This is a genomic window from Afipia sp. P52-10 (assembly GCF_000516555.1).
Classification (GTDB): Bacteria; Pseudomonadota; Alphaproteobacteria; order Rhizobiales; family Xanthobacteraceae; genus P52-10.
The window spans coordinates 2,622,774-2,648,365 of the sequence record NZ_AZSJ01000003.1 but is presented as its reverse complement, the minus strand read 5'-3'; the positions used below and the strand labels follow the sequence as shown (position 1 = coordinate 2,648,365).

The window sequence follows — 25,592 nt, the reverse complement described above, 5'->3', positions numbered from 1 at the left end:
CGAACCGTGGCTTCAGCTCGCACGAAACCAAATCCACGGCCGCGACCTGCGGTCGGCATCCTGCCAAGCCACAATCTCGTTGCTGTGGAGACGTGTTTGTCCGATTTCGTCGAGCCCCTCAAGCAACGCCCTCTGACGACGATCGTCGATTGCGAATGCCGTCTCACACTTTGCCGGCGACGCCACGATCTTACGCACAAGATCGACGTGTATTGCACCACCGTCTGGCGCCGCCTCGGCCTCGGATGCCATTCGCTGGACGTCGGCTTCGAGCAGCACAATCGGCAACAATCCATTCTGAAAGCAGTTGTTGAAGAATATCTCGCCGAAGCTCGGCGCGATGATGCAACGAACGCCAAGTCCCATCAGCGCCCATACCGCGCCTTCCCGGCTCGAGCCGCACCCGAAATTCGCCCCCGCCAGAATGATCGGGGCACCGCGCCATGGCGGACGATTCAGAACAAAATCCGGATTTTCCGTGCCATCCGGACGATAGCGGAGCGCTTCGAAACAATATGGTCCCAAATGATCCCGGTCGGCTCCGATCAGCCGCTCGATTCTGATGATGACATCGGTGTTGATGTTCGGTACGACCAATGGTGCCGCAACACCCGTCAAAACCGTAAATGCCTGCATTACAGCTTCCTCACATCCGCGATCGCGCCCTTGATCGCTGCTGCCGCCGCCATGGCCGGACTGGCGAGATGGGTCCGGGCTCCTGGTCCCTGCCTCCCGACAAAATTTCTGTTGGATGTCGATATGCAGCGCGCCTGGGGCGGCACCTGCTCGCCATTCGAGGCAAGGCACATCGAACATCCCGCCTCGCGCCATTCGAAGCCGGCCTCGCGAAATACGCGATCGAGTCCCTCCGCTTCGGCCTGGCGTTTGACCCGTTCGGAGCCGGGAACCACCCAAGCCCGGACATGCTCCGCTTTGCGGCGGCCCCGGAGCAACCCCGCGGCATCCTGCAGATCCGATAGCCGGCTGTTGGTGCACGATCCGATGAAGACCCAATCGATTCGAGTGCCTTCAATGGGCTTGCCGGGCTCGAGGCCTTGATAACGCAATGCTTCAGCCCAGGCGTGGCCGCAAGTCGCATCGCCCGCGCGGTCTGGATTAGGGATTACCGCGTCGACAGCGATGACATGCTCCGGACTGGTGCCCCATGTAATCTGCGGCGCGATCGCCGCGACATCAACCACATGCTCGCGATCGAACGTCGCATCTTCTTCCGAGCGCAAGCTGCGCCAATGATCCACCGCACGATCCCACAAAGCGCCTTTCGGCGTAAAATCGCGCCCGGCGAGATACTGCAACGTTACATCGTCCGGAGCGACAAACCCGATCTTCGCGCCCATCTCGATCGAGAGATTGCAGATGGTCGCGCGACCCTCCACGGGCATCGCGCGAATAGATGATCCCGCGTATTCGACCGCATATCCTGTCCCCGCGTCCGTCCCGATCATCCCGATCAGGTGCAGGATCATATCCTTGGCCGTCACGCCTTGTGACATCACCCCCTCAAACCGAATGCGAAGCGCCTTCGGCTTGCGTTGAACCAATGTCTGGGTGGCCAATGCATGAACCAATTCGCTCGATCCGACTCCGAAAGCGAGTGCGCCGACAGCACCATGCGTACAGGTATGACTATCGCCGCAAATGAGTGTTGCGCCAGGCAACGTCAGCCCGAGCTCAAGACCCATCACATGCACGATGCCATGTCCGTCTTCGCCAAGATCGAACACGCGGATACCGTACTCCGACGCCCGCTGGCGCAGCCCCTCCAGCAATTTTGCGCCGGGCGGAAACGTCGCCCCGGTTCGCCCCGGCGCGGTCGAGACTGCGTGATCGGCGGTAGCAAAACACAACTCCGCATTGGCGACGCTGTGTCCCTGCTGCTCGGTGAACAGCAGGGCACGGGCACCCGACAGATCGTGCAGCAGGTGACGATCGATGTGCAGCAGCGCAAATCCGTTGCCGTAATCGCGCACCACATGAGGATCCCAGAGCTTATCCAGTAACGTCAAGTCAGGCATGTTTCAAATCACCCGCGGAAAACGTGATACGCGTTGAATGTCGAGCTCGCGAGGGGACGTCGTTGGAGCCAGGATAACAACGTCCCCTCTCTCGGCTCACACGACTGTCAGCGCCATCAATTCCCCAACATCGTCGAGACGATCCAATGAGTTGACGGTGTCGACGATCCGTTCGATCTGCCCATTCGACATCAGCGGCGCCGATAGTTTGGCGAACTTGTTCTGTATCTCCGCGTCCGTCATGGGATTGCCCGGCGATCCACGCGGATGATCGATCCTCCGCTCGTACACGGCCCCTGACTGCATCGTCACAGTCACGACACACGGTCGAGCCTTGGGGAACATCCGATCGAATTCCGGGTCGACCGAAAAGCTAACCTTGCGCATCAGCTCGATCACGCGGGGGTCGTTCCACTGTTCGCGGATGAATTGAGCCGGCGACAGCTCACGATCGATCAGTGCCATCGCCAGACAGTAAGGAATGCTATGATCGGCTGACTCGCGCGTCTGCGGATAATATGAAGAATCCTTCACCAGAATGCTCGCCCGTGTATTCGCGCGAACATGAATGCTCTTCACCTTGGCGGGATCGATGTCGTTCTCCTTTGCCAGCGCCAGCAGCACTTCGATCGGCGACTGCGACAGATATTCGGACGGGAAACTTTTCAGACTCGTATCAAGAATCTTGAAATGATCATCACCTTTGATGATCGGCGTCAGGTCCTGGTTCTGTGCAACGACGCGGTTGAAGCTCTCGATGATCGTCTTCGGACCCGTGAACCCCTGCTCCGCCAGCATCGCCGCCGTAATGCCGCTCTGCGAACCAAAGCCATAGCCGATCGCCTTCATCATGCTGATCTGGCCGGTGCCAGCCCACCATTCGCCAAGCAGATCGGCCAGAGCATGATTGTGACAACCGCCGATGCCGATCGCATTTGCGATCTGCTCGCGGTCGAGATTCATCAGCTTGCCAGCCACCACCGGCGTGACGTATCCAGCCGCCGTTACATGATGCCAGTCGAGGTGATGGCAGGGAATAGCATCTGCGAACCGCTGCTGGACCTCGAAGCCCAGCACGATCGCAACCAGGAGGTCGCGTCCGTTGCGTTTCTGGCGCTCTGCCACCGCCAACGCAGTCGGGATGTTCTCGCTCGGATGACAACCATCCTTGCTGCGATAGATATCCATGAAATCGAGGTATCGAACCATCACGCAGTTCGCTAATGCGGCATTGGCGCTCGATGTCCGGTCCCCGGTTCCAATGATGGTCGCCTCCGGCACACCACCAAGATTACGCACTGTCGCGCGGGTCATCTGGCTCGGCTCGCTCAGATAACCGCCAAATGCACAGCCCAATGTGTCGAGCAGCAATTGCTTGGCTTTATGCACGACCTCGGGCGGCAATGTCTCATAGGACAGATCGACGGCGAAGGCCGCCAGCGCCTCTGCGGCGGAAGGCATGACTGAAACTCCTGTCATTGGTAATTGATTACGAATGGAAAGCGGCGACCGCCTCCTGACGCGCGCCCGTTATTCGACGCGCGCGCCGGAGCTCTTCACGATCTTGCCCCATAGCGCGTACTCGCTCGCGGCAAACGCTGCGAACTCTTCAGGTGACTCCGATGGGCTCGGCGTGAGACCTTCGCGCGTCAGGATCTCCTGAACGGTCGCGGACTCGATCGCCCCCCGGAACATCGCAAACAACTCGGCCAGCTTGTCGGATGGTACGCCCGCGGGTAACCAAAGCCCGAGCCAGATATACAGATCGAAATCCTGCACTCCGAGTTCGAGCATCGCCGGCACGTCCGGTACCGTTGGCCAGCGCTTCGCGCTCGTCACCGCCAACGGCCGCAGTGCACCGGCCGCAATCTGCGGCGACAGCACCGCGATAGATCCCGCCAGGAAGTCGATCTCACCGCCCAAAAGAGCCATCACCGCAGGCGCACCTCCCTTGTAGGGAACGTGCAGGAACTGGGCACCGGTGGTCTTTTCCAGCCACGATCCAGCAAGATGCTGTGGCGTCCCGTTGCCGGAGGAGCCATAAGTAAACTTGCCGGGCGCAGACTTCGCCTGATCGATTAACTGCGTGAATGAATGAATCGGACTCTCCTTGCGCACGGCAAACAGGAATGGGCCGTAGTTGACGCGCGTCAGCGGCGTGAAGTCTCTCTGCACATCGAATGTCAAATGCGTGTAGAGATGCGGATTGATGGCATGGCTGAAGTTGCCGCCAAGCAACACTGTGTTGCCATCGGGCACGGCCCGTGCCACGGCATCGGAGGCGATATTCGATCCCGCACCAGGCCGGTTTTCGACGATCACCGCCCGGCCGCTTGCTTTGCGGAGCTGTTCAGCCAAGGCACGAGCCACGAGATCCGTGCCACCACCGGGCGGAAAGCCAACCACGATCTTCAGCGTGTCGGCCGCAGCAAACACCTGCATCGCCCCGAGGGCCACAAGCCCGAATGTGGAAAGTGCGAGTGCGCTGCGCCGCGAAAGTCTCGCCGGTATCTTGGTTTTCTGCATCTTTCTCTCTCCCCGGAGATAGTGATACAGCGCTTTGCCGGACGGCATTCTCTCTAATAGAATGCAGATGGTTTTTCGGACGTGTCAGCGATGCTCACCTCATCCCAGCGAAGAAAGGCAGCGCCGTCGAAGGTCGGCGGAGTTGCGGCGGTCGATCGCGCGCTTTCTGTTCTGCTGGCCTTTGGCCCCGGCGACTCGCACCTGTCGCTCGGCGACCTCGCGGCGCGAACCGGACTGTACAAGAGCACCCTGCTTCGCCTTCTGGTATCGTTGGAGGCCGCTCAGTTCATCACGCGCACCGCCGACGGACATTTCCGCCTCGATGCATCGGTCCTGAACCTGGCGACGATCTACGAACGGTCATTCAATCTACGCGAATTCGTCGAACCGGAATTGCAGGATCTGATGGCCAAGACGGCCGAAAGTGCTTCCTACTACATTCGCGACGGCAATCAGCGGCTCTGCCTGTTCCGTGTGGATTCCAAGCAGACTGTCAGGGATCAGCTCAGCATCGGCGAGCGCTTGCCGCTCAACCGCGGCGCTGCCGGGCGCGCCTTCCTGCTCTACGAGCACGGCAAGCCATCGCTGTCGGCATCATGCGACGTCATTCAATCACTCGGCGAGCGCGATCCGGAGATGGCATCGATAGCTGCTCCGGTATTTGGCAAAAACGGCGCGCTCATCGGTGTTCTGAGCATCGCAGGGCCACGCAGCCGGCTCTTTCTCAAACTGAAAAAGCCGGAGACAAGCGATCTTCTGACGCAAGCCGCTCAGCGCCTATCCATGCGGCTGCGCGAATACGACGCGCAACTCCTTGGGCGCAAATCGCACACGAAATAGTAAGGATCGAGATAGAACCGCAATCTGCCCAGGGCGGCGATAAGTTCTGCGCGCGGAATGCGCCGATCCGTCCACATCCATGCTGCTATCAGCGGCTGCGATGGAGTAGACCAAAGCGACTGCAAAGAGGCTAGCGGCTCAAGAGAAGCGGCCGGCCACTCACCGAAGGGCTGACCTCACATGCTCTGGGTCAGACTCGATGACACGCCGGCGGGTCAATCGAGACGTAACCCAAGCTCCTTGACGATAGGCGACCATCGCGCGTTCTCATCGCGCATCAGTTTTGAGATTTCCTCAGGAGACCCGTAGAGCGGTTCGTATGCATTCCGCGACAGTACGTTTGTCATCTCCGGCGACGCAACGGAGGACTCGAGTGCCTTGTTCAGCTTCGTCATGATCGCATGCGGCATACCTTTCGGCGCAAAGAGAATGTACCGAATCGGCACCTGAACGTCCTTGTATCCCGCCTCCACGATGGTCGGCACATTCGGAACCGCAGGATGTCGCTTGTCGCTTAGCACCGCAAGCGCGCGCATGTTTCCGGCCTCGATCTGTGGGAGAACCGAGCCGAGCGTGAACACGCCAAACTGGATGTGACCGGCCACGACATCATTGATGGCCGGGCCGGCACCACGATAGCCCGCCTGATTGATTTTGATGCCGGCGGCACGGCACAACAATTCGAATGCAAGATGCTGCGGCGTTCCGGTTCCGACATTCGCGAAGTTGAGGCTGTCGTTGTCCTTACGAGCCTTCTCGATAAGATCCTGGACAGAATTGACCGGCAACTTCGGATTGATCGCGATCACCATCGGGACGCTGGCTATATAGCCGACCGGCGTCAGATCGTTGATCGGATCATAGGTGAGCTTGGCAAAAAGCAACGAAAGGACCGCCATGGTGTCTGTATTGATCAGCAGCGTGTAGCCATCAGCCGCCGACCGCGCGGCGGCCGAGTTTCCGATGTTGCTGCCCCCTCCGCCGCGATTGTCGATGATGACCGGTTGGCCCAGGTGTTCCTTGAGCCGCTCGACAAGCGGTCTCGCAAGCGTGTCGGTACCGCCTCCGGCCGGAAACGGCACTATCAAGCTGATCGGACGCGTTGGATAAGCCTCAGAAAGAACCGGGATGCAGGAGCCTGCAACCATCGCCAATGCGATCGCTGCGCGAATGCTGTTGACACGCGCCTGCCTGAGCAATCCGTGGCACAATGAAAGCCCGCGCCGTTTCATCACTACTCTCCCCTCGTAGACGAGGCCGCACCGCAGCATCCAACCCAGCGATCGGCAATCTGGAATGATGAAGTAGAAGGTGTCGCAACGCCGGGAAACCTGTGAAACATCAATATCAGTTATATGGTTTGAAGCGTGCGACGCACGCCATGCGCTTCGAGGTTAATATCCGCGCGGCAATCCAAGACGGTGCTCGGCAAGAAACGCCAGGATCAGATTGGTCGAGATTGGCGCGACCTGATAAAGACGCGTTTCGCGAAACTTGCGTTCGACATCGTATTCCGCAGCGAACCCGAAGCCTCCGTGGGTCTGGATACAGACGTTCGCGGCTTCATTCGAGGCATCCGCGGCAAGCAGCTTCGCCATATTTGCCTCGGCGCCGCAGTCTTTGCCCGTCTCATAGAGCGACAGCGCCTCGCGTACCATAAGTTCGGCCGCTCTCATGTTGGCGTAAGCGCGCGCAAGCGGAAACTGAATGCCCTGGTTCTGGCCAATGGGCTTCCCAAAGACGACGCGATCCTTGGCATAGTTCGACGCCCTTTGCAGAAACCACTTGGCGTCCCCGACGCATTCAGCCGCAATCAGGATGCGCTCTGCGTTCATGCCTGAGAGAATGTACCGGAAGCCCTTGCCTTCCTCGCCAATCAGATTTTCGGCAGGCACCCGAACATTGTCCAGGAATATCTCGGTCGTGGCATGATTCATCATTGTGCGGATCGGGCGGATCGTCATTCCCTTGCCCAGGGCTTCGCGCATGTCGACGATAAACACGGATAATCCGTCAGCCCGCTTGGCGACCTGGTCCTTGGGAGTTGTACGAGCAAGAAGAACCATCAGATCGGAATGCTCGGCACGGCTTGTCCAGATCTTCTGGCCGGAGACGATGTAGCAATCGCCATCACGCCGAGCGGTCGTGCGTATCGAGCCTGTATCGGTGCCGCTCGTCGGCTCCGTGACGCCGAAAGCCTGCATGCGAAGCGCACCCGTCGCGACTTGCGGTAGATAGCGCTTCTTTTGCGCTGCACTGCCATAACGCAATATCGTGCCCATGACGTACATCTGCGCATGACACGCACTGCCGTTGCAGCCGGCCCGCTGGACCTCCTCGAGAATAGCGGCAGCCGCCGACAATGGCATCCCGGCGCCGCCGTACTCCTCCGGAATCAATACCGCAAGGTAGCCGGACTTCGTTAGCTCGTGGACGAATTCGGATGGATAAGCCATCCTCGCATCGAGCTCCCGCCAATACTCGCCCGGGAAATGCGCACAAAGCTTGGCCACTTCAGCGCGAATGTCATCGTACTGAGCCGCATCAATCATCCGGCGTTTGTCTCCTGACCAACGCGCGTCGTCCGCGCAGTGCATTATCGGCGTAATCGACGGCGTGGCCGTGAAACGACGCCGCCACAGCCATGAATGATAGTGGTGCAAGCGCACAAGAGATAACTGTTATCACGCGATCCGACCGACTCTTCGTTTGGCCGATTGGCAAACGTCGCGCAGGCTCGTGACCGATGCTCGTCACCTCGGATCAGGAAGGCAACACTCATGCTGAAACTTATGGTGAATGGTCGATCGGTCGACGTGACGGCAGAGCCCGAGACGCCGCTGTTGTGGGTGCTGAGGGACGAACTCGGTCTAACCGGGACGAAATTCGGATGCGGCGCCGGGCTATGCGGCGCCTGCACGGTCCACGTCGATGGCAGCGCCGTCCGATCCTGCCAGATCGCGGTAAAGGACATCGGCAATGACAAAGTTGTCACGATCGAAGGTCTGAGCAAGGCCTCAGATCATCCTGTGCAGAAGGCTTGGGTCCTCGAGCAGGTGCCGCAATGCGGGTACTGCCAATCGGGTATGCTGATGGCCGCAAGTGCCCTGCTCGCGACCAACCCGAAACCAACCGATGCGGACATTGAGGCGACCATGACGAACATTTGCCGCTGCGGCACCTATCCGCGTATCAAGGCCGCTATTCATCGCGCCGCAAATGGTTGAGGCGGGAGACTTCGATGAGCACCATAACCTCCCTCGATCGACGTCTGTTTCTGGCGAGCTCCGCTGCCGGAGAATTGATGATCGCACTCGGATTGCCTATCGGCGCGGCACGCGCTCAAGCAGCTGCCGTCTTTGGGTCTTTCCTTCGCATCGCGCCGGATGGCCAGGTGACAGCCGTCGTCCCTTGCGTCGAAATGGGCCAGGGTTCACATACCGCGCTGGCTATGATCCTTACGGATGAGTTGGGCGCGGATTGGTCGCGTGTGACCGTCGTCGCGCCACCACTCGGCCTGGCCTACCGCACGCCCGGACGCCCGTTTCAGAACACATCAGGTAGCCAGATGGTCCGCCGCTGGGAGACGCCGCTTCGGCGCTCGGCTGCGGCCGCACGAGAGATGTTGGTGCAGGCTGCCGCCAATCAGTGGCGGGTCGAGACCACGGCATGCGCGGTTGCCAACGGCGAGGTCTCCCATCCGCCAAGCGGACGCAGGGCCACTTTTGGCGCCCTGGCGGGCGAGGCTGCGAAACTGCCCGAGCCAAAGGAACCCGCTGTGCGGACAACACGCACGCTCATCGGCAAGAGCTTGCCCCGCGTCGATATCCCCGCGAAAGTAAACGGAAGCGCGGTGTTTGGTATCGACGTCCGCCTTCCCGGCATGATTTTCGCAACCATCCGTCAAGCACCGGTCTTCGGCGCAAAACTGGTATCGGTGGATGACACAAAGGCACGAGCGATGCCCGGGGTCATCGACGTCGTCAAGCTTCCCGATGCGGTCGCCGTGGTGGCCGATAGTTTTTGGCGCGCCAAGAGCGCGGCGGATTTCCTCGAACCAGTATATTCCGGAACAGCGCACGCTCGGATTTCCACTGACGACATCATGAAATCGCAACAGATACAACTGGACTCGCCAGTCGCGTCCGTTGGCATCGAGAGCGGCGACATAAGCACGGTCCATAGCGCGAGCGCAAATCTCTATCGCGCCGACTATTCCGTGCCTTTCATCCATCACGCGACGATGGAGCCGATGTGCTGCACGGCCCACCTCACGGACGACAAGTTCGAGTTCTGGGTCCCGACCCAGAACCATACCGGGGTGCAGCAGGTAGCTGTGAAGGTCAGCGGGATGGCCCCTGACAAGATCGTGGTCAACGCCACGCTCGTCGGCGGTGGATTTGGTCGAAAGTTCGAACAGGATTTCGTCGAACAGGCTGCGCTGATCGCCAAAGCCGTTAAACGACCTGTCAAACTGATCTGGACCAGGGAAGAAGACATTCAGCACGGCTTCTACCGCCCAGCAATGAGCGCGCGTCTCACAGCCGATCTCGATCCTGAGGGCTTCCCGCGCGCATTGATCATGCGCGTCGTGGGACCTTCGGTCGTGGAGCACACGATCGGCCAGCCGTTCGTCAACGGGGTTGATCCTGTCGCATTCCTTGGCGTCTCGACCGAAACGCCGCAATCCCCCTCGCGCATCCAGCAGTATGCCATCAAGAATTTCCGCGGCGAATACGTCTATCAGCCGACGCATGTTCCGGTTGGCTATTGGCGCTCCGTCGGCGCCTCCCAAAACGGCTTCTTTATCGAGAGCTTTATCGATGAGCTCGCGGCGAAGGCCGGCAAAGATCCTTACGCATTTCGCCAGAGGTTGCTGCAGAAGAGCCCCCGTGGGCTTGCGGTTCTCGATCGCGTCGCGAAGGAGGCGGGTTGGGAGCAACCGCTTGCCGCTGGACGCCATCGAGGCATTGCCTTCTCCGAATGCGTTGGAAGCATGTTCGCAGCCATTGCAGAAATCTCAATGACGGGCGGAGTTCCAAATGTTCATCGCGTCGTCTGCGCGATCGATTGCGGCAAAGCCATCCATCCCGAGAATGTCATCAGGCAGACTGAGGGCTGCGTGATCATGGGATTGAGCGCCGCTCTCGCAGAGAGAATCACAATCGCCGACGGCAAGTGCGAGCAGAGCAACTTCCATGACTACCCGCTCCTCGGCATCGCTTCCATTCCGCGGATCGAGGTTCATGTGATCGAAAGCGGAGCGGCTCTCGGCGGCGTTGGCGAGGCCGGCGTACCGCACCGGCCGTGGCCAACGCGATGTTTGCGGCGACTGGGAAGCGCGTGCGGTCACTGCCGCTGACCATCGGGCCGGGAAACCTGAGGTGACCTGGTTCAGGCGAATCGCCCCTCAGGCAACCCCTTCACCGCGACCTCCATCGCAAAGAGCGCCCCTGCATCGGGATCCGCTAGGAGTTCACGCTCCGGCATGCGAAAGCGTGCTGACGTGATGTAAAGGGTTCGCAGCTCGGGACCGCCGAACGTCAAATGTGTCGGCTGGCGTGTTGGCATCGTCCACGATTGATCGATTCTGCCTTTCGGATCGAACCGTACGAGCTTGCCGGCGCCAAAGCGCGCGTGCCAGACAAATCCGTCGACGTCGACGCTACAGCCATCCAGCGTGCCTCCTATCCCGCGCGTGTCTGCAAACACCCGCCTGTTCGTGACGGCCCCTGTTGCGAGGTCGTAATCGAAGGCGAACAAGCAATCGAGGTGGCTGTCGCCGAAGTAGAGAACTCGACCACAGGGACTCCAACAAAGTCCATTCGGCACGAACACTCCGGTATCGATCAACAGCCGTGGCGGCTCTCCCTGCGTAAGGCTCCACAGCCGACCGCTGTCACCTCCGTTCATTCGATCCATGCTGCCGAAGAGGAAACGACCGCGGCCGTCCACGCGGCCGTCGTTCATGATATTCGCCGGACGATCCGCCTCCGGACATGCGATGTGCTCATAGCGGTCGAGCGCGGGCCACCAGCGAGAAACGCCAGAGCGCCCGGTGATCACAACGGAGTCATCTTCCGCGAGGCAGAACGAGCCTATCTTCTCCTTGATGACTGTCGATGTGCTGGCACCGCTGCGATGGTCCCAGCGATTCAGTCGCGGCTTCAGCAGATCCACCCACACGAGGCTTTGGGTTCGTGTATCCCAGAGTGGGATTTCACCAAGCTTGTCTTCTGTTCTTGCGACCACCGTGAAGAGATCGGTATCCACCGGCATGATCAGGAGCTCCATATCCCCTTCGAGACTAGCGGGCTCTGATCCACGACACGCGTTATAGCAGTTATCGTTATTTCGGGCCCCGTCGACCTAAAATCATGGCGAGGTTGGGATTTTCCGGGTATGGGAGATAGTGGATAAGAAACTCAGCCAGGGATGGAACGGGCAGCGGCCGTTTGGCCCCGCAGGCACATGGAAATAAAGCAACTCAAGCAGTTTCTTGCGATCATTAATACGGGGAGTCTCTCGCGCGCAGCCGTGATGCTTGGCGTCGCCCAGCCCCTTCTCACCCGGCAAATAAAACACCTCGAAGAAGAGCTCGGTGAGATGCTTCTTCATCGCAACGGGCGCGGAGTTGTTCCGACCGACGCCGGCCGCATGCTTGAGAAGTATGCGAAGACGATTGTCAGCACATCAACCGAAGCCGAGAGCGCCATCAAGTCGCTGAGTGCTGCCCCAACCGGCGAGGTTGTACTCGGTTTGCCCCCGATGATCGGAGCGACGCTGACAGTTCCGGTGGTCGAATCCTTCAAGAAGGCCTTTCCGAACATCTCACTTCGGCTTGTCGAGGCCTATAGCGGGTACATCTTGGAGTGGCTGACGACGGCACGACTCGATGTCGCCATCATCTACAATGTCGCCCGGCATACCTTCTACAAGGCCGAACCGCTCGTCGAAGAGGATCTTTATCTCGCAGCCGCCAACCAGATGCAGCTTCCGTTTACGGGAGAGATCGTCGGCTTTGCCGAACTGATCACCGTTCCGCTGATTTTACCCAACCGTCCAAACGGGCTTCGCAACCTTGTCGATGCCTATTTCGCCAGGCATGGCGGCAAGCCGAATATCACACTTGAGGTTGATGGACTTTCAGCGCTCCTGCGCCTGGTCGAGCATGGACACGCAGCAACAATCATGTCGAGCGGCCTCGCGCGCCGCTATCGGCAGGAAGGGCGAATGCAGGTGTTCCCGATTACCAATCCGCCCATGACCGGCGAACTTTGTCTCGCCACATCGACCCAACGCCCATCGACCTCGGTTACCCGCGCGCTCGCCCGCATCGTCCGCACCGAAGTAAAGGCGTTGTCGCCTGCCAATGGTTGGCGCCCGATCAAGTGAGATCAGCCGACCAGGCGATGATAACTGTTATCCGTCCCAGCCACATTGCCCGTGGCTGAGCGACAGGATTCAATCGCACCCAAGCAATTAGCAACCGGCGTCAAGCCGCGCCGGAAAGGGGTGACTCTGATGAATGCAATACCGTCTGCGAGTGATCTCCTCGAGACCAGTCCAAAACCCGCGAGCCGAACCATTCCAACGCTGCTTGCGGAGATTTCCGCTCGCTACCCCGACCGCCCGGCGCTGGTCTCTGGCGACCTGCGCTGGAACTACAGCGAGCTTCGCTATTACGTGAAGGGCTACGCCAAAGGGCTGACTGCGTTAGGGGTGGCACGAGGTAGTCGGGTGGCCGTGCTGATGGGCAATAGACCCGAGTGGATCGTTGCGGCACTGGCAATCTGTTCGCTCGGCGCAATCATGGTTGCAGTCAACACCTGGTTAACTGTACGCGAGCTCCGCTACGTACTCGAGCACTCAGACACAGATACGCTAATCTTCACGCCCAGGTTTCTGCGCAGTGACTTCGCCGCTATGCTGAACGAGATCACAGCCAATCCGGCCGCCCTTCCAAAACTCAAGCAAACCATACATGTGGGCCAAGCCGGTTGCGGCGAAAGCATCGCTTTCAATACTCTGCCCTGGCTTGGCAGAAAAATATCCGATGCTGAGATCGGTGAAACGTTTTGCCAGGTTCAGGCGAATGACGTCGCCTACCTGCTGTACACATCGGGCTCAACCGCCGCTCCCAAAGGCGTGCAGATTCATCACGAAGGGCTGATCGCCAACGTGTGGGCGATCGGCGAGCGCATGCACGTGACCACCGCTGACCGGCTCTGGCTGGCCATATCGCTGTTCTGGGGGTTCGGCTGCGAGAACGCGCTGTTCAATGCGCTAACCCACGGCGCATGCTTGGTTCTGCAAGAGCATTTCGATGCCGCCGAAGCGCTTCGGCTGATCGAACAGGAACGCTGCACGCTGCTCTATGCGACGCCGAACATCGTCAAGGCACTCCACGCACATCCCGACCGCGCGCAGCGAAATTTAAGCTCTTTGAGGTCCGGCGGAACATTCGGCACGTCTGACCAGATGAAACTGGCGATTGAATTGGGTGCGCATGAGATCTGCCACATCTACGGGCTCACCGAAGTTTACGGAAATTGTCACGTCACCGATTGCAGGCACGACCCGGTCGACAAGCGCCTCACCTCGGTAGGCCGTCCATTGCCGGGTTTCACACAACGGATCGTCGATCCGGAAACGCTCAAACCTCGGTCTGTGGGCGAAGTCGGCGAGATCCTTCTCAAGGGCCATGTAACGAGCGGCTATTATAAGGACCCGCAGCGGACGCAGTTGGCCTTTACCGCCGACGGCTTCTTCCGAACCGGCGATCTCGGCTTTGTCGATGAAGAGGGATTTCTGTACTTCCGCGGGCGTTTGAAAGAGATGATCAAGTCGGGAGGCATCAACGTTTCCCCGGCCGAAATCGAGGACATTCTCTCCTCTCACCCCGCCATTGAGGCCGCATACGTCGTCGGCATCCCGGACGCAGAGAAGGACGAGGTGATTGGAGCGGTGATTATTGGCAAGAAAGTCGATGCCGACGAGTTGAAGGCATTTTGCCGCGAGAGGCTTGCTACCTACAAGATACCGCACAAATTCTGCTTTGTCTCGGAGAGGGACTTACCGCTCACGACCACCGGTAAGCTGCAGCGGGCGCGCCTCGCCGAGCTTTTCCAATTATAGACATGAATCATCGTGCGAAGAGATCGGTCGATCAATTGTCTTTCGCAATTCCGGGCGGTGCACGGACTTGTTGCGGAAGAACCAATGAGTGAGGAGCAAGCGAAATGACCAAGAGCGCTACCAGGGCTGCTACGGGGTCCGTAGCGCCACACCGACGTGATGGCACAGCAGCAGACGGCATCTCAGATGACGAGCGACACCACGTATGATTTTCCGCCGCGAGAAGTGAGTCGGCTCTGTTTTCCGAGCGAAACAGAGCTCAACAAGGCCCGGTTGTGGCACCGATGACTGCTGCCTCCGCAACTCCTTCATGCCGACATGTCAGCGCGGCCTTGCGCAGACGCGCACAGAGCGTCGCGCGTGTCAGCCAGCGCTCCCGAACAGACGGAAGATCGTCGAACATCGGAGCGTCGGGCCGGCCCATAGATTGCAAAACGCGAGAAAGGATGCCGATCGCGTCCGCCTCGCGTATTGGATTCTCAGGCCGCGCCGCAATGCGCTTTGGCGATCTATCGTGGCGGATGAAATCCCGCATCGGATCCTCGATCCTCACGTCAGACAGCGGAAACACGTCCACGCCGCGCCGCGTCCCAAGATCGTACAGCGCTTCGGCATAGCGAAACGCCCGATGCGTGGGAGGGATATGCTCGAAGTGCGCACCCGTGACGCTAATCGGAAGTTCAAGACACGTGACCGTCGCCTCTACGAACTCCGCCAGCGTCACGATATCGTCCGGGCGGAACGCGAAGTCGTTGTCAGCCGGCACGAAGCCTTTCAGCGCCGCCCACTGAATGTCGGCAAAGGCCAAATGTTCGGCGTCGACGTCGGCAAAATAGGTCAACTGACCTCCGCGCCGAATGACCTCATCCTGGATCGCGCCGACTGGCACGTCGGCCGGCTTGCAGCCGAGATCGAGCACAAGCGCGGCGGCAATACCTGCGGCAATGCCGGTCTGGATGCGGGCCGCCTCACATCGAAGGGCGCTGAAGGCCACATGGGTCGCGCTGACGGCGCCGCAAACCAGCAAGTTGTCGACGCCGCGCGGCAACAGGCAACCGTAAGGAATCTGGAACGGAGCCTGGGTGACGCGGCAGAACAGAAAGCCCTCGGGATAAGGATACCCCGCACGAACCTCATCTTCACACCCCTGCGATTCGATCATCCAATCACCGACCGCGACAGCGTCGGATTTCAACGGCGGCCGCAATCCGTCGCCCGAGACAAAGGGATTGACGTCGCCTTCGCTCAGCTTTGCGATACCGTCGATCCTCCGGCCCTCGCGCACGTAAAGCTGGCGCGGGAAATGGTTGTTATCGACAAACTCATCATCGGCGAGTCCGAGCTCGGGCATTTGGCCGTCATTCTGGATGAAGTAGAGGAAGCCCAGCGAGTGATCCATAAAGGCGCGCCGGATGGCTCCGCGCTCGAGCGGATGTGCAAGGACATAATCCCGCGCCAGGGCGGCAAGGTTGTTGCCGAAAGCCATCCTGTTGAGCAGGCATTTGTTGTTCACGACATTATAGAGGGTGTTGAAAAAGGTCGGCTGCCCCTGCGCATCCCTGCCCGTAGGCGTCCACTTGTAAGCGCCTGCATCGTATCCGGTCGGAGGCGCGATCAGACGGTGGGCAGCGTCACGACCCGTGTCAGGATAGAGCTTACAAATCATCCGGAAGCTGAACGCCATAATAGCGTCACTCGCCTCGCCGGTGCTGCCAGGCAAGAGCGACTGTGCCAGGTAGCCCTCCGGCGCCGCTTCCAAATTATTCGAATAGATGACGCCGGCATGCGGCTCGGCCCGGCTATAGGCTTCGCGGCCGATGGTGAAGGGAGCGCCAGCCCAGGCGGCAATATCTCCCTCATAGCTCGCATCGACAACGATGCGCGCGGCGACGTCCCGGTCCTGACTCGAGTCACCGCCTACGGCGCCCATGGAGTCGCTGGCTGGGCGCCAGGTCACTCGCGCGATCCGCCCCCCGCGCACACTCACGGCGACCGGAACAGCACCGCAAATCGCTGTGATGTGGGGCTCGTCGGCAACGAGTTCGGTCCAGATTCGCGCTGCAACGTGAGGCTCCCACACCTGGTCCGAGCGGCGCTGCTGCAGGGGATCATCAGGAAGGGTCTGCTCATAGTATTTCTTGAACAGCCCCTCGACCTCCTTGGCCAAGCCGCTCAGTGCGGCTGGCCGGGCAGTATCGAACCCGCAGACGCCGTTGGCGTTCATGCCGCCAAGCGTCGAGGTGGCCTCCAGCAAGACCACGCGACACCCGGAACGCGCTGCGGAGATGGCGGCTGCGCAGCCGCCCGGATTGCCGCCGATGACGACAACGTCCGTCTCAACGGCTCTGGTAGTCATGATGGCCCCTTCTCGCGAGGCGTTATGATGTCAGCAGGCTCAGGACGTTGAACTTTCGGTTCAAATCCGCGACGTGCGATCACAACCGTTCGTGCGCACTGAAGCACGATGACACCTTCCTGCGTATAACCGACAGTCTGCAAGGTTATGATCCCTGCGTCCTTGCGGCTTGCTGATGGACGCAGCGCCTCGACCATCGACTGGCTATAGATTGTATCTCCTTCGAAGACCGGCGCCGGCAGGCGCACCTTGTCCCAGCCAAGATTGGTAATGACGTTGGGAGTGAGGTCCGCGACCGACTGGCCGGTGACGAGCGCAAGCGTGAGCGTCGAGTTCACGATAGGACGGGTGTGGCCCATCGCCTTGGCGAAATGCTTGTCGATATGCAGCGGAGCCGGGTTCTGCGTCATCAGCGTGAACAGCATATTGTCGTATTCAGTGATCGTCCGCGACTGGCGGTGCTTACAGACATCGCCGACCGCGAAATCTTCGAAGCATCGATCGCGCCACAGCATCTCGTCCATGTAAACGTCCCGCACATGATGATGATCAGAGCGACTGGTTCGGAACCACCGATACGTCACGTCGACATCACTACCGTCGATACGGAGGCGCCGTCCGTTCCGTTCACAGTGCCACCCTTGCAATAGCCGAGCGCAAGCCGTGCGTTCTCGACTTGACGCCCGCCGGCCTGCCCCGTCAGTTGCCAATATAGCTCACAGACCTGGGCCATGCCGGTGGCGCCGACGGGGTGACCACGCGACAGGAGACCTCCACTAGGGTTGACCGGCAGCGCCCCACCCAACGAGGTTCGCCGCGTCGCGGTCCATCGCCCACCCTCGCCGCGTGGGATAAGCCCGAGACCTTCCATCCTCACAATCTCAGCGATCGTGAAGCAATCGTGCATCTCGACGAAATCAATGTCTTTTGGATCGATCGCGGCAGCGGCATAGGCGAGCTCACCCGCCCGACGCGAGATATCTTCCTCGTTGAAGTCGTAGAGGCCGGTGCGTAGCGTCCCACTGACAAGCCCGACCGCACGCACTTCTGGCAAGTTCGAGGGCCGGTGGAGCCGCGTGAGACCTTTCTCGCTGCAAAGCACGGCCGCAGCCGCGCCGTCGCTGATCGGACTGCAGTCGAGCACGCCGAGCGGATCGGCAATCAAGCGGGCGCTTGTGACGGCTTCGAGTGTCACCGCATGCTGGTACTGAGCGTAGGGATTGAAGCGCGAATGGGCATGGTTTTTTACTGCAACCATCGCGATCTCCTCGCGGGACGCGCCATGATCCTCCATGTAGCGGCGGGCGCTCATCGCATGCCCTGCCGTCATGATGAAGCCATGGACGGCATCAAGGTCCGACGGATCCGGCGCCACGCCCCCTTTCACGCGATCGGTCATCTTTTCGGCGCCGATGACGAGAACGATATCATAGAGCCCGGCAATGATGGAAAGCCAAGCCTCGCGGAGCGAAGTCGCGCCGCTCGCACAGTAATTTTCATGGTTGCTGACCGGCAGGCCGCCCAATCCGAGTTCCACCGCGACGCGTTGTCCGGCGACCGGGCCGCCGAAGACGTGCCCAAGATAGACCGCCTCAATATTGGCACGCCCCGCGCCAGCATCCTTCATCGCCGAAGCCGCGGCGCCGACAGCGAGCTTCTCGAATGTGACGGTTGGATCGTATTTTCCAAACCGGACCATACCTGCTCCCGCAACAAAGGCCCTAGTCATCATGAAGCTCCCATGCTGGCCGGAGCGGGCTCGAACGCATAGATCGCCATGGAGCTCGCATCCGTTGTCCGGATGTAGAATGCCGCCCGGACCTTCATGCCAATATGGACGGCTTCCGGTTCTGCGCGCACCTGCGCCATGATGCGAACGCCCTCATGGAGATCGACGAAGGCGAGCACGTATGGCACCGCATGCCCCGCCGGAGCCTGACGAACGACAGTGAAAGTGAATACCGTTCCCTCGCCCCGAAGAGGTCGCCGTTCAAGCTTGTCTGCGGAGAAACACGCCGGGCAAAATGCGCGGGGCGGAAACGAGAAGTTCTCGCACGCCTTGCAACGCGCACCGACGAGGGCCAAAGGATCGCCGCCGATAAGGTCCCCTCCGATCGCAGTCATGTTGGGAGATAATGCTGTGATTGGTTCGAATTTCATTGTTGCTTCTCACCACGGGCGAAGGCTGGCGTACATCAAATGCCATCGATCGCATCGCGGATTCAACGTCCTAACAGTTATGTTGTCGCGCTATAGGGAACGGCCCTGAACCCTGGTCAGCCACCGGGCCGATGTGACTCGGGCGCTGCAAAAGAAGGTGCCGAAAAGCTCGGAGACTTCGACGGCGCAGCCGGGTTCGCTGCTCAAGTTCAAGGCGATGCGCGCCGGGACCGAGAAAGAAGCGTGCGCGCTCGATGGGAAAAGTTCACCTCCCAACGTGATGTATCTGAAGATCTCCCAGCGCAAATACGGCCCGGCCTCGGTGCTGTCGACGTCCGTGTTCTTCTACGACATGAAAGCCGGCGGGAGATTGCGGTCGAGATCGAGGATGGCAAGACGCTGGTGGTTATGTTCACCGCCCTCGCCAACACGCGCGAGGACGGGCACGTCGAGGTGTTCTTCGGGCTGAAGTCCAGCCGCGCGTCATCGCAGTTTCGAACCACTGGTGCGAGCGTAAACGCGCGACGCAACGAGAAGGACAGTTACGACGCGTACATGGCGGCGCCGATGCCGGCCTTGGTAACGTCGATCAGCGTCGCAGTCGGGCAGAGAATCAGGGTCGCTGGATTAATGCATCAGCCGGACCGCACGCGACCGAACTAACAGCGTCGACCGTCCGCTCCGAAGGCAGTCGCGCTGTACTCTGCCAGAGTCGAGACATATACGAGGAGCAACTCACATGTCTCGATGAGACGCGGCCAAGGTTGCCACGGCCGGAAATGCGAGACCGCAGGAACCTCAGACTTGGTCGACACGGACTTGGTCGAAACTGTCACTGTGTTCCCTGATCCAGGATGCCAAGCATAGCCGTATGGCCGTCGAGATAGCAGGCCGGCTAACGCCGTGCTCGGGGAAAGGCCTACCCAAATCGGGTCGAAGGAGGCGGGAAAGGTGGTAGCGGGGGAGGGACTCGAACCCCCGACCCCAGGATTATGATTCCCGTGCTCTAACCAGCTGAGCTACCCCGCCAACTGTTCGCGGCAGCGAATGCCGAAAGCCGACGGGCGGCTGCGAACGGGCGCATATAAGGAAGCGGCCAAATCCCTGTCAAGCAAAGGAAGCCCCTTCCTGATCATCTTATTTGGGACGGGTTGAAGGATCGCCGCCCGGTTGGCGCGGCGGTGGGATCACCGGCGTTTTACCGACGTCCGGGGCTTCCTTCTGCATCTCCTGATCGAGATGGGCCGGCGGGCACAAGACGCCGTCCGATTGGGAGAGCCGATCCGTCAGCGATCCCGGCGCCTGTCCAACCGTACCAGACGGCGCCCGTTCGCTGCCCTGCCCCGGGTTCTGTGGCATAGGCGCGCAGCGCGCTGTCCCCTGTTGCGGTGGCTGAGCTTGCGCACTGTCCCGCGATGGCGGCATCTGAGCTGTCGCCGCCGTCGTGATGACCAGGAATGTCGTCAACACCATGAGGGTTCGCATGGACGGTCAACGGATGGGACGGCCTCAAGTTCCGGCCTATCCGTGTCGCAGCGCATTCGTGAACGCCTCCGCTCCGCAGCGAGACAGTTGCCTGAACCTTGCTGGTTCCGCTGACGATGTCAGGCCTTGCGGTAGCGGATCAGTGAGAAATGCCCGAGCGGCGGCATCGGCCGGCGTTCGATCATGGTCACGCCACCATGCCGCGACGCCCAATTCACCAGCCGCTCCCAGGGGAATTCCGGCCGCCAGCCAAGTTTGCGCGCCACCGGGGCAAACGCTGTTTCGAACATGCGCCGCGGTCCCGCTTCCGCTCCGATATGATTGACGAGGATCAGCTCGCCGCCGCTCTTCAACACGCGCACGAAGTCGTCGAGCGTTCCCTCCGGATCGGGGACCGTGGTGATGACATACTGCGCCACCACGGCGTCAAACGTGTTGTCGGCGAAGGCCAAGGTCTTGGCATCCATCACCGCCAAGGTTTCCACGTTGGTCAGGTTCATGGTCCTGACCCGCTCCTGAGCCTTGCGGAGCATCGGCTCGGACAGATCGACCCCGCAGATTCGCGTCGTCGGTGCATAGTCGGACAGCGAAAGTCCGGTGCCGACCCCGACGTCGAGCACCCGTCCGCCAACCCTGTCGGCGGCTTCAATCGATGCACGCCGGCCCTTCTCGAACACCGCGCCGAATACGAGATCGTAGACCGGCGCCCAGCGCGCGTAGGCCTTCGCGACGCCATCGCGGTCGATATCGTTGGTCATCCCCCGCCCCAACTCACCTATTCTAGAACTTGCTCAGTTCTGATTGAATCAGAACCGAAGCTCTCGATTCTTGTCTCGACGCGTTTCGTCGCAGAGCGATTCTTTCGGTCCAGGATCGGCCGATCCCGCTGCGGCAGCGGATGACCAACGGCCGCGATCGAACCGCTAAACCGGTGATGCCGCAACCAGCGGCCTCCCCGCAAGGGTCGGCTGCGCCGCATCGGCCATCGCGACTGTTCGGGCGATGAAGCCGCCGCCAAGCACGCGCGCCTGCCCGGCTGGGGCATCGTAGAAGACGCAGGCCTGACCGGGCGAGACGCCCTCCTCGCCATCGACGAGCTCGACCTCGCAACGGCCATCGACTGCGCGCAACAGTGCTGGCCGCGGCGGCCGGGTCGAGCGAACACGAACGTAGATCTCGCGCGCTTCGCCGGCATGCGGCAACGCGCCGTCACCGATCCAGTTGATGTCGCGCAATGCGATCGAGCGGGTGCGCAGTGCCGCGCGGGGTCCGACCACGACGCGATGAGTATCGGCTTCCAGACGGACCACGTACAGCGGTTCGGCCGCAGCAATGCCGAGGCCACGCCGCTGGCCGACCGTGAAATGCACGATCCCCTCATGCCGGCCAAGCACGCGTCCGTTGAGATCGACGATCTCACCGGGCTCGACCGCATGCGGCTTCAGCCGTTCGATCACATCGGTATAGCGGCCTGTCGGCACGAAGCAGATATCCTGGCTGTCGTGCTTGTCGGCCACCGACAGACCATAGGTCCGGGCGAGATCACGCGTCTCGGCTTTCGTCATATCGCCGAGCGGGAAACGGACGGTGGCCAGTTGGTCCTGCGTGGTCGCGAACAGGAAATAGCTCTGATCGCGGTCGGCATCCTTCGCACAATGCAAGGCGCGCGATCCATCCGCCAATCTGCGCGAGGCAACATAGTGGCCGGTCGCGAGCACGCGCGCGCCGAGCTGCCGCGCTGTCGTCAGCAGATCATCGAACTTGATCGAGCGATTGCACTCGATGCACGGCACCGGCGTCTCGCCGGCCGCATAACTCTCCGCGAAGCGATCGATCACCGCTGCGCGGAAACGATCCTCGTAGTCGAGGACATAGTGCGGAATGCCGATCCGCTCCGCCACCATCCGCGCGTCATGGATATCCTGGCCCGCGCAGCAGGCACCCTTGCGATGGGTCGCAGCGCCGTGGTCGTAAAGCTGCAAGGTCACGCCGACCACGTCGTAGCCTTCCGCCTTCAGCAGCGCAGCCGTTGTCGAGGAGTCGACGCCGCCCGACATGGCGACGACGACACGGGTGTCCTGCGGACGGCCTTCAAGATCGAGGCTGTTGAGCATGGGTCCGGCTGGTTTCAGCGGCCTCAGGGCCGCGCTTGAATCGCTGTTTCTGGTGTAGTGCCATGTACTTATAGCCCGCGCCGGGGCTGTGCAATCATGCAAGCCAAGAAACAGCCTGACAGGGTAATTCTTGCCGCTGGGCAAAATGCCGCTGCGCAGGACAACCGAGCGGCCTCCCCTCGATCAGGGTAAGCGCCTGGAAAATATGGACTAATTTTGCGGACCGGGTGGCCCGCTCCTTGCTGAAGACAGGAGGAAATCTCCTTCCCGTGTGAGGCGAGCCTTGTCCAGCGTTGCAGTCGAAGCCAGTTTGAATGGTTCCAATCGGTCCTCCGCGCCCCGGTCGGGCGGCAAACCCGCTGCAGAGCGGCAGGACGGCTTTGCGACCCTGGTCGACAGCAATCTGTCGGCGTCCTCCCGCAACCAGCCGCGATCACCATCGGCCGCCGACGATCCGGCTGTCACCCGGCGACCAGTACCGGCGGAGTCCCCGCAATCCGAGCGGCAAACACAGCCTCCGGCCGAGGGCGGGACGCGGATCGAGCGCAGCCCGCAGGCCGAGAGCTCCGCGAATACAGCCGCGCAGACCACGACCGATGCCACGGACAACAAGGACGACGCGGGCGATCCAGCCGCGAACGCGCCGGACCCGGCGCTCGTCACCTCGGTCGTCAGCGCCGATGATGCGATCCCGGTGGTGAACCCGCCGGCGACGGTGGTGCCAACGCCAGCAGAAACAGCCGCGGCCGCGTTGAGCCGCGTTGCCGCCGATACGGCACCGCCGGTTGCAGCCGCAACCGCCGCAGGCGCCGAAGCCACAACCGAGACCGCCGCGGCGGCACTGCCGACCGAGATCAAACCCGAAGGCGATATCAAGGCCGACACCGTCGCCGCCCAGGTGGACGCAAAGGCGCAGAACGAACTCGCATCGCCAGCCAAAGCGACCGATGCAAAGCCCGGCACTGTCGAGCACGGCCAGTTCATCCGCGCAGCAGAGGACGCCAAGCCGAACGGCGACCCGAAACCGGTGGAAGCCACGCCGGATCCGCGCAAGCCCGGCACGACACCGGATGCCCGCAGCAGCACGCAGCCGCACCTGGCTGCGGACCGATCCGACGTCGAGACGCCGAAGCCGGCCCGAGCCACGGCATCGGATGCGAACGTGACAGCAGCGCCGGCTCATACGCAGTCCGCATCCGACCTGTTACAGCCGAACGGCTTCGGCGTTGCCCATACCACCGCGCCGCAGGTCGCCGCCCCCGCTCAGATGGCGCAGCTTACGGCGGTCGCAGCGTCTTCAGTGCCGGTGCCGCTCAATGGTCTGGCCGTCGAGATCGTCGCCAATGCGCAGATCGGTCGCAGCCGCTTCGAGATCAGGCTCGATCCGCCGGAGCTCGGCCGCATCGACGTCAAGCTCGACGTCGATCGGCACGGGCAGGTCACCTCGCACCTGATCGTCGAGAAATCCTCCACCCTGGACATGCTGCGCCGTGACGCGCCGCAGCTCGAACGCGCGCTGCAGGATGCGGGTCTGAAGACCTCCGACAGTGGCCTGCAGTTCTCGCTGCGCGACCAATCGCAGTCGCAGCGCAACGACGACAACGACACCGGGCGCAATGCCCACCGGCTGCACATCATCGAAGACGACCAAGCCACGCCCGAGCCTGCGACGCGCAGCTATGGCCGTATGATCGGCGCGCGCGGCGGCATCGACATCAGAGTATAAGGACAACGCCCATGGCCATTGACGTCTCGCTGCCCTCGCAGGTGATCTCGGCGCCGTCGACCAACACGTCGTCGTCATCGACGTCGACCGGCTCGATGGGCTCTGGCAGCGGCGCAACGCTCGCCGGCAACTTCCAGACGTTCCTGACCTTGCTGACGACCCAGCTGCAGAACCAGAACCCGCTCGATCCGCTGGATACCAACCAGTTCACCCAGCAGCTCGTGCAGTTCGCGCAGGTCGAGCAGCAACTGAAGCAGAACGATCAGTTGAAATCGCTGATCGACCTGCAGAAGACCTCCCAGGCGACTCAGGCCCTCAACCTGGTCGGCGCAACCGTGGTGGTGGACGGCACCAGCGCTGCGTACAAGGATGGTATGGCCACCTGGACCCTCACCACGCCGAAGGATGTCCGCGCCACCGTCAGCGTCGTCAATGCGAGCGGCCAGACGGTCTATAGCGGCACCTACAATCTCAATGCCGGCAACCACAACTTTGTCTGGGACGGCAAGGGCAACGACGGCGTGCAATGGCCGGAGGGCACCTACAAGGTCTCGATCAAGGCGGTCGATGCCGACGGACAGGCCGTCACCATGTCCGCGGACTCCAAGGGCGTGATCGATTCCGTCGATCTGACATCGACCCCGCCGCTCCTGATCATCAACGGTGAAAGCATCACCCTCGACCAGATCAAGCGCGTGGTCCGCCCGACCAGCAGCGGCAGCGATACCACCAGCTGAGCGGCGGTCAACCTTTTACTTAAATCTTAACGACGCCCCCCGGCGCTCCTGACAGGAGGCCATACACGGGCATGTGCAAGAAGGATCGTATTGCAACCTTGCACTTAGCCAAATTTTAAGCCGCCTAGAGTACCGTCCAACTCACGAGTTCAGTCAGTAGAGTTGTGAGTACGCCATGACAGAGCCCCACCGCCCGAGGGTCAAATACGTCATCGGGCCCGACGGAAGCCCGTTGACCATCGCGGATTTGCCCGCACCAGGTACGAAACGGTGGGTGATCCGCCGCAAGGCCGAAGTCGTTGCCGCCGTCCGCGGCGGACTGCTCTCCCTGGAAGAAGCCTGCAGCCGCTATACGCTGACCGTCGACGAATTCCTCTCTTGGCAGTTCTCGATCGACCAGCATGGTCTCGCCGGACTGCGCACCACCCGGATTCAGCAGTACCGCCAGTAACCGCCTTTAAGATTTCGTTAGGA

Annotated in this window: 22 protein-coding genes and 1 tRNA gene; 9 read left to right on the top strand and 14 right to left on the bottom strand. The window is 61.0% G+C overall.

The genetic code is table 11. From position 1 onward, the window contains the following. Nucleotides 1-12 precede the first annotated feature (12 nt). The 4 genes from leuD to X566_RS13785 form a co-directional block, all read right to left on the bottom strand. A complete protein-coding gene (gene leuD / locus X566_RS13800; RefSeq protein WP_034467136.1) occupies nucleotides 13-636 on the bottom strand; it encodes a 3-isopropylmalate dehydratase small subunit in 624 nt (207 codons plus the stop codon). After that, complete coding sequence (leuC, locus tag X566_RS13795) at nucleotides 636-2,036, bottom strand: 3-isopropylmalate dehydratase large subunit (protein WP_034467134.1); 1,401 nt, start codon at nucleotides 2,034-2,036, stop codon at nucleotides 636-638. The genes leuD and leuC overlap by 1 nt, the downstream gene beginning before the upstream one ends. A gap of 96 nt (nucleotides 2,037-2,132) precedes the next feature. Then, on the bottom strand, nucleotides 2,133-3,497 hold the full coding sequence (locus tag X566_RS13790; RefSeq protein WP_034467131.1) for an MmgE/PrpD family protein: 1,365 nt from the start codon (nucleotides 3,495-3,497) through the stop codon (nucleotides 2,133-2,135). 69 nt (nucleotides 3,498-3,566) lie between these two features. Next, nucleotides 3,567-4,562: a tripartite tricarboxylate transporter substrate binding protein gene (locus X566_RS13785; protein ID WP_034468652.1), complete on the bottom strand. Its 996-nt coding sequence runs from the start codon at nucleotides 4,560-4,562 to the stop codon at nucleotides 3,567-3,569. Between the two features lie 90 nt (nucleotides 4,563-4,652). On the opposite strand from X566_RS13785, the gene X566_RS13780 reads away from it, so the two are divergent. Further along, nucleotides 4,653-5,402 (top strand): IclR family transcriptional regulator, encoded by a 750-nt coding sequence (locus tag X566_RS13780; RefSeq protein WP_034467128.1) that lies wholly within the window; start codon nucleotides 4,653-4,655, stop codon nucleotides 5,400-5,402. A gap of 215 nt (nucleotides 5,403-5,617) precedes the next feature. On the opposite strand, the gene X566_RS13775 is transcribed toward X566_RS13780, so the two are convergent. Next, nucleotides 5,618-6,634, bottom strand: coding sequence for a tripartite tricarboxylate transporter substrate binding protein (locus X566_RS13775; RefSeq protein WP_160170470.1), 1,017 nt, complete (start codon nucleotides 6,632-6,634; stop codon nucleotides 5,618-5,620). A 162-nt stretch (nucleotides 6,635-6,796) separates the two neighbouring features. Beyond that, entirely contained in the window at nucleotides 6,797-7,954 is a 1,158-nt protein-coding gene (locus tag X566_RS13770; RefSeq protein ID WP_034467124.1) for an acyl-CoA dehydrogenase family protein, read from the bottom strand. Between the two features lie 228 nt (nucleotides 7,955-8,182). Between X566_RS13770 and X566_RS13765 the strand changes: the two genes are divergently transcribed. Then, nucleotides 8,183-8,629, top strand: coding sequence for a (2Fe-2S)-binding protein (locus tag X566_RS13765; protein ID WP_034467121.1), 447 nt, complete (start codon nucleotides 8,183-8,185; stop codon nucleotides 8,627-8,629). A gap of 14 nt (nucleotides 8,630-8,643) precedes the next feature. Continuing rightward, nucleotides 8,644-10,764 carry a xanthine dehydrogenase family protein molybdopterin-binding subunit gene (locus X566_RS13760; RefSeq protein ID WP_081740174.1) on the top strand — a complete coding sequence of 707 codons (2,121 nt, stop codon included), beginning with the start codon at nucleotides 8,644-8,646 and terminating at the stop codon, nucleotides 10,762-10,764. A gap of 32 nt (nucleotides 10,765-10,796) precedes the next feature. Here the strand turns inward: X566_RS13760 and X566_RS13755 are convergent, their stop codons facing one another. Further along, nucleotides 10,797-11,681 (bottom strand): SMP-30/gluconolactonase/LRE family protein, encoded by an 885-nt coding sequence (locus tag X566_RS13755; protein ID WP_034468649.1) that lies wholly within the window; start codon nucleotides 11,679-11,681, stop codon nucleotides 10,797-10,799. A 192-nt stretch (nucleotides 11,682-11,873) separates the two neighbouring features. Between X566_RS13755 and X566_RS13750 the strand changes: the two genes are divergently transcribed. Further along, a complete protein-coding gene (locus tag X566_RS13750) occupies nucleotides 11,874-12,797 on the top strand; it encodes a LysR substrate-binding domain-containing protein (protein ID WP_034467118.1) in 924 nt (307 codons plus the stop codon). A 129-nt stretch (nucleotides 12,798-12,926) separates the two neighbouring features. Further along, entirely contained in the window at nucleotides 12,927-14,540 is a 1,614-nt protein-coding gene (locus X566_RS13745) for a class I adenylate-forming enzyme family protein (protein ID WP_051444080.1), read from the top strand. 259 nt (nucleotides 14,541-14,799) lie between these two features. Here X566_RS13745 and X566_RS13740 read toward each other — a convergent pair whose 3' ends face one another. The 4 genes from X566_RS13740 to X566_RS13725 are packed head-to-tail and all read right to left on the bottom strand — an operon-like array spanning nucleotide 14,800 to nucleotide 19,056. Then, nucleotides 14,800-16,896, bottom strand: coding sequence for an FAD-dependent oxidoreductase (locus X566_RS13740; protein ID WP_034467117.1), 2,097 nt, complete (start codon nucleotides 16,894-16,896; stop codon nucleotides 14,800-14,802). After that, nucleotides 16,893-17,420, bottom strand: coding sequence for a MaoC family dehydratase (locus X566_RS13735; RefSeq protein ID WP_034467115.1), 528 nt, complete (start codon nucleotides 17,418-17,420; stop codon nucleotides 16,893-16,895). Before X566_RS13735 ends, X566_RS13740 begins: the two co-directional genes overlap by 4 nt. 56 nt (nucleotides 17,421-17,476) lie before the next feature. Further along, on the bottom strand, nucleotides 17,477-18,625 hold the full coding sequence (locus X566_RS13730) for a thiolase family protein (protein WP_034468647.1): 1,149 nt from the start codon (nucleotides 18,623-18,625) through the stop codon (nucleotides 17,477-17,479). Then, nucleotides 18,625-19,056 (bottom strand): Zn-ribbon domain-containing OB-fold protein, encoded by a 432-nt coding sequence (locus tag X566_RS13725; protein ID WP_081740172.1) that lies wholly within the window; start codon nucleotides 19,054-19,056, stop codon nucleotides 18,625-18,627. Before X566_RS13725 ends, X566_RS13730 begins: the two co-directional genes overlap by 1 nt. Nucleotides 19,057-19,299: 243 nt before the next feature. Between X566_RS13725 and X566_RS13720 the strand changes: the two genes are divergently transcribed. Next, nucleotides 19,300-19,719, top strand: a complete 420-nt coding sequence (locus X566_RS13720; protein ID WP_034467113.1) for a hypothetical protein — start codon at nucleotides 19,300-19,302, stop codon at nucleotides 19,717-19,719. A 289-nt stretch (nucleotides 19,720-20,008) separates the two neighbouring features. On the opposite strand, the gene X566_RS13715 is transcribed toward X566_RS13720, so the two are convergent. The 3 genes from X566_RS13715 to mnmA all read right to left on the bottom strand — a co-directional run bounded on the left by X566_RS13715 (nucleotide 20,009) and on the right by mnmA (nucleotide 22,655). Continuing rightward, nucleotides 20,009-20,085, bottom strand: a tRNA-Met gene (locus tag X566_RS13715). Nucleotides 20,086-20,660: 575 nt separating this feature from the next. Further along, nucleotides 20,661-21,299 carry a class I SAM-dependent methyltransferase gene (locus X566_RS13710; protein WP_034467112.1) on the bottom strand — a complete coding sequence of 213 codons (639 nt, stop codon included), beginning with the start codon at nucleotides 21,297-21,299 and terminating at the stop codon, nucleotides 20,661-20,663. 165 nt (nucleotides 21,300-21,464) lie between these two features. Continuing rightward, nucleotides 21,465-22,655, bottom strand: coding sequence for a tRNA 2-thiouridine(34) synthase MnmA (mnmA, locus tag X566_RS13705; protein WP_034467110.1), 1,191 nt, complete (start codon nucleotides 22,653-22,655; stop codon nucleotides 21,465-21,467). Nucleotides 22,656-22,938: 283 nt separating this feature from the next. Between mnmA and X566_RS25325 the strand changes: the two genes are divergently transcribed. From X566_RS25325 to X566_RS13690, 3 genes are all read left to right on the top strand, one after another. Beyond that, complete coding sequence (locus tag X566_RS25325; protein WP_051444078.1) at nucleotides 22,939-24,381, top strand: flagellar hook-length control protein FliK; 1,443 nt, start codon at nucleotides 22,939-22,941, stop codon at nucleotides 24,379-24,381. A gap of 11 nt (nucleotides 24,382-24,392) precedes the next feature. Continuing rightward, a complete protein-coding gene (locus tag X566_RS13695; RefSeq protein WP_034467108.1) occupies nucleotides 24,393-25,118 on the top strand; it encodes a flagellar hook assembly protein FlgD in 726 nt (241 codons plus the stop codon). Nucleotides 25,119-25,293: 175 nt separating this feature from the next. Then, complete coding sequence (locus X566_RS13690) at nucleotides 25,294-25,569, top strand: DUF1153 domain-containing protein (RefSeq protein ID WP_002714638.1); 276 nt, start codon at nucleotides 25,294-25,296, stop codon at nucleotides 25,567-25,569. Nucleotides 25,570-25,592: the final 23 nt, after the last annotated feature.